The sequence below is a fragment of the Lactiplantibacillus sp. 7.2.4 genome (assembly GCF_018991185.1).
Taxonomy (GTDB): domain Bacteria; phylum Bacillota; class Bacilli; order Lactobacillales; family Lactobacillaceae; genus Lactiplantibacillus; species Lactiplantibacillus pentosus.
Map to the genome: position 1 here is coordinate 1 of NZ_JAGYGS010000112.1, position 3344 is coordinate 3344.

At 46.7% G+C, this 3344-nt stretch carries 5 protein-coding genes and 1 pseudogene; 3 read left to right on the forward strand and 3 right to left on the reverse strand.

Going from position 1 to position 3344, the window contains the following annotated elements; translation table 11 throughout:
* Both KGF70_RS16575 and KGF70_RS16580 read left to right on the forward strand, forming a co-directional pair.
* Positions 1-101, forward strand: a pseudogene (locus tag KGF70_RS16575) (IS5/IS1182 family transposase); the annotation flags it as partial.
* A 226-nt stretch (positions 102-327) separates the two neighbouring features.
* Positions 328-882, forward strand: a complete 555-nt coding sequence (locus KGF70_RS16580) for a cysteine hydrolase family protein (RefSeq protein ID WP_105920767.1) — start codon at positions 328-330, stop codon at positions 880-882.
* A 125-nt stretch (positions 883-1007) separates the two neighbouring features.
* On the opposite strand, the gene KGF70_RS16585 is transcribed toward KGF70_RS16580, so the two are convergent.
* Genes KGF70_RS16585 through KGF70_RS16595 form a run of 3 tightly spaced genes read right to left on the reverse strand, consistent with a single transcriptional unit; the run spans position 1008 to position 2851 of the window.
* Entirely contained in the window at positions 1008-1781 is a 774-nt protein-coding gene (locus KGF70_RS16585; protein ID WP_216786511.1) for an ABC transporter permease, read from the reverse strand.
* Positions 1771-2481, reverse strand: coding sequence for an ABC transporter ATP-binding protein (locus KGF70_RS16590; protein ID WP_082230298.1), 711 nt, complete (start codon positions 2479-2481; stop codon positions 1771-1773). The genes KGF70_RS16585 and KGF70_RS16590 overlap by 11 nt, the downstream gene beginning before the upstream one ends.
* Positions 2462-2851, reverse strand: a complete 390-nt coding sequence (locus tag KGF70_RS16595) for a GntR family transcriptional regulator (RefSeq protein ID WP_216769628.1) — start codon at positions 2849-2851, stop codon at positions 2462-2464. Before KGF70_RS16595 ends, KGF70_RS16590 begins: the two co-directional genes overlap by 20 nt.
* A 189-nt stretch (positions 2852-3040) precedes the next feature.
* On the opposite strand from KGF70_RS16595, the gene KGF70_RS16600 reads away from it, so the two are divergent.
* The gene (locus KGF70_RS16600; protein WP_216769629.1) at positions 3041-3325 is read left to right on the forward strand and encodes a bacteriocin immunity protein; all 285 of its coding nucleotides are present in this window, start codon (positions 3041-3043) and stop codon (positions 3323-3325) included.
* Positions 3326-3344 lie beyond the last annotated feature (19 nt).

Sequence of the window (3344 nt, forward strand, 5' to 3'; positions counted from 1 at the left end):
GTAAATGTCGACGACTTTGGAAGAACTGTGAGCGTAAACTCAATTCAAGTCGTCAAATGGTTATCTTAGCGTTTCTGGTATTACTCCTAAGAAGATTTTAAACAGGTTCTAAGCAGTTTACGACCACGCCAACGAATTCCCCCAACCATTGACAATATAATTATCGATAAAATTATATTGGCGACCATCCAACTCGCTGCCTTGCTTACTGTAAATGCCTAGCCCACATTAATTCACTTATGACGCACTTACTCCCCCACCCTTAATGATTGACAGGCCCCGTGAAGTTGTTTAGAGTAAAGCCATCTTAAGGGAGGTAATCGCACAATGGCAACCAATCAAGCGTTACTCATTATTGATTATACCAACGACTTTGTGGCCGACGACGGGGCCTTGACTTGTGGCAAACCGGGACAGGTGCTCGCGCCGACCATTGTTCAACTTGCCGAAAAAATGGCTGATAATGGTGACTGGGTGTTACTCCCAACCGACGTCCATACGCCTAACGACCCGTATCATCCGGAAAGTCGCCTCTTTCCACCGCATAACGTTCGCAACACCTGGGGTCGTGAACTGTATGGCCCCTTGAAGACTTGGTTCGATAAGCATCAAGCCGATGATCAAGTCTGGCAATTCGACAAGACTCGTTACAGCTCGTTTGCTGGTACCGATTTGGACTTACGACTACGGGAACGCCACGTCGATACGCTGCACTTAGTTGGTGTCTGCACCGACATTTGCGTGCTACACACTGCCGTCGATGCTTACAATTTAGGCTATCAACTCGTGATTCATCAAGACGCTGTCGCTAGTTTTGATGCGGATGGACACGAATGGGCCTTACGTCACTTTAAAAACAGTCTGGGCGCCAAAGTTGTTTAGACGCTTTTAATCGCAAGTCAGTCGGTCACGTTAATTTCAGACTGATTGACCAGTCCAAAAAAACCACTGCGAATCCAACCGCGTGATGCGGTCAGTTCGCAGTGGCTTTTGCGGTTCGTTTTCAGTTAGTTCAGCGTTGGTTCAACCCATTTGTGTTGCATAAAGACATTAATCGCGCCTTCAACCAGAATGACGATCAGCATAATCAAGCTGCCAACCCATAGGGAATCGACCTGCCCCTGATTGACCAATTGACTCGATAAATAACTAATCATATTCATGAGGAGACTGGCTAAGCGGAAGGCCACGTAAATAACGACGACCGTAATAATCACGTTCACAAACTGCTGACGGAATTTCGGTAAGAAGCCCTTCGCCGCGTTAGTAATAAAGTGGCAAGTCGCAATCGTGCTCCAAATCAACAAGGTGACGAGCACGAGGACTAATAACGTGCCGAGGACGAACTTCGTTACACCGCTGGCACTAAACTGACTGAAAAGAATTGAAGTTGCCGTTAGCCCACCCATCAAGTCCTGCCAACCGATACCAATGGTGATTCCCATCAGAACCACTTGCAAGAGCCAAACATAAATAATATTGGCAAGTGACGCCACCAAGTTAATCGTATACATCTTCCAATCGCTGACGGGCAACAACTGGAAGGTCCCCGACCGTAACGTCTTCTCATTAGCGACTGCCAACAAAATAAACCCGACGGCCAGTGGCAAAATCATCCAGGCGCTTAAATTGTAAAATAACGTTGCACCCGAAAAGTTTCCTTTGATCGCGGTCCAGAGACTCGTGACCAAGACTGCAATGATTTCAACACCCACCAGGAGATTCATTTGTTTGAACCGTGGCCAGCTGAGTGCCTTAAAAAGTGACCAACTATTTGTCATCCGTCGCACCTCCCGTATATAACTGTTCATAATAGTCTTCTAATTCGATACCATACCGATCACGAATCTCATCAGTCGCCTGATGCAACGTGATCGTTTGGTCTTTGACGACCACGATTTCGTCTAAGATCGGCGCAATTTCACTGACATAGTGGTCACTGATAAGCAGAATGGCCTCATCAGGGGTCCACTTAATAATACTGTTGATGATTTTCTTACGACTCATGCTGTCGATACCACTGAATGGCTCGTCCAGTAAATAAACGGCCGCCTGACGACTCAGCGTCAGCGCAATAATCAGCTTTTCTCGGGTCCCCTTGGACAACTCGCCTAATTTCTGTTGAGCGTCGAGTTCCAAGAACGCCACCATTTCCTGATACCGAGTTGTATCGAAGTCTGGATAAACACTGGCATAAAATTTCGCAATCTGTTCTAATTTCATGCCGGTACTAAATCCGCTGAGGTGGTCCGTAAAACTGATGTGTTGTTTACGGGCAACCACGCCAGCTTCACCGTTGACCCGAATCTCACCGCGGCCTTTCGCCGTTCCCATGATGAGCCGCATCAGAGTCGTCTTCCCAGCCCCGTTTTCACCTAACAAGCCGACGATTTTTCCTGCTGAAAGTACTAATTGTACATCTTGTAAAATCTGCCGTTGATTGTGCTTGTACGCGACATTTTTAAGCGTCAATGTTGCCATTTGCATCATCCTCCCGCTGTTCAATATATCGTTGCATGCGCTGAATGATGTCGGCATCATTCAAATTCAAAGCATGCAACTGCTGATAAGCTAGTGCTAACTGCTTGGTCACTAATTCCGATTGTAATCGGGCAATCTTCTCTGGGTCATCCGTCACAAAATTACCTTTACCACGCTGTGACGTCAGCGTTCCCTCTGCAATCATCTCACTGAGGGCCCGTTGAACCGTATTGACATTAACGGTCAAATCTACCGCCAATTGCCGAACCGCAGGCAACTTAGCCCCCGGTGGCAATGACCCGTCAATCATTTCATGATACATGTGTTGCTTGATTTGATAGTAAATCGGCACCTTGTCATCGAATTTCAACTGATTGGCCTCCCTAGTGTTCTATTTATCTATTACAATATAACACGTTGGCTCATTAAATGCAATCCGACACTGCCATTACGTGTGATAGCGGTTACATTTTCGACTTGAAACTCACCTCAGTAGCGCTATACTTAAGTTAGCAGTAGACCACAATTGGTCATCATAACGCGAAAGGGATGGGGAAACATGTTCAAAAATGAAAATGCCATCGCTTTGACTCGGGCAATCGACGTGGCGTACAGTGATCCTGAAGTACGTGCAATTCCTGAATTATCTGAAGCCTTAGCTAAAGCCGCACAGGATTTGGATTGCGTGATGGATCATCATCAAGTTGCCAGCCGGTTGAACCACTTATTAACCACCTGGGGCAGCAATCATTCTCGGGGACCCGCTGTCTTAGACCAGCTCTATCTTGTCACCTTACAAGATGGCGTCGATGTCCCATGTCAAGTGCCATACCAGCGGGGCTAATCAGTCCGTTTTAATGACA